Raw genomic sequence first — 688 nt, 5'->3', positions numbered from 1 at the left:
TAGTATGTAACATGAGAGTTACTCCTTAGTTGTTTTGAACAAAGATTCGACACCTTTATCAAAACGGGTAACTCTCAATTTTTCAAATCGAATTGTCAGGTCTGGTCGGAACTAATTCAACTTAGGTCATATTGCTCAGTTTTCTCATGCTTTTACTTATGGGGCATACTCACTGTAATAACCTTGGATTACATGTTTGCTATCTTCGCTTGAATCCAGTGAAAAGCTGACTTAGACAATTCCGTTCCCCAATTCCAAGCAACGTTTGCCTCTTCTGTATGGTCGGTTTTGAAGATTAATATAAACATAATCAATGCTAGTACCAGCCCGACCCCAAGCATCCAGTTAGACATTGTATCTATAAAATCAACTCGGTCCTTGGCTTTAACTAGTTGAGCATCAAGCTTATCTTGTGCATCCTTGGCATGAGATTTCACTTCTTCAGCTTCAGTTCTAGACTTTACATAATGACCTAAAGCTCTATCAAATGTGTCCTTAAAATGGTCTAAGTTTTCTCGAAGAAGGTCATTAGATTTAGTTATCAAGACTTTAGTCATTACAACACCAACAACAATTGCAACCACCCCTAAGAAGTTATTTGTCCTTGCTAGTGCACCAATTGCGACCATTACACCCGGTAAAGCAAACGCTTTAGTTTGCGATGACGTGTACTGGTCAAGTCCAACCG

At 39.0% G+C, this 688-nt stretch carries 1 protein-coding gene; it reads right to left on the bottom strand.

The genetic code is table 11. The features are described 5' to 3' along the window. Nucleotides 1–188: 188 nt before the first annotated feature. Nucleotides 189–688: hypothetical protein (locus C3B51_RS23755; protein WP_165389238.1), on the bottom strand; the 500-nt coding region annotated here is incomplete at its 5' end.

Origin of the sequence: Pseudoalteromonas rubra, from assembly GCF_004212645.1 — a bacterium.
Classification (GTDB): domain Bacteria; phylum Pseudomonadota; class Gammaproteobacteria; order Enterobacterales; family Alteromonadaceae; genus Pseudoalteromonas; species Pseudoalteromonas rubra_G.
This window is presented reverse-complemented; position numbering and strand designations above follow the sequence as displayed.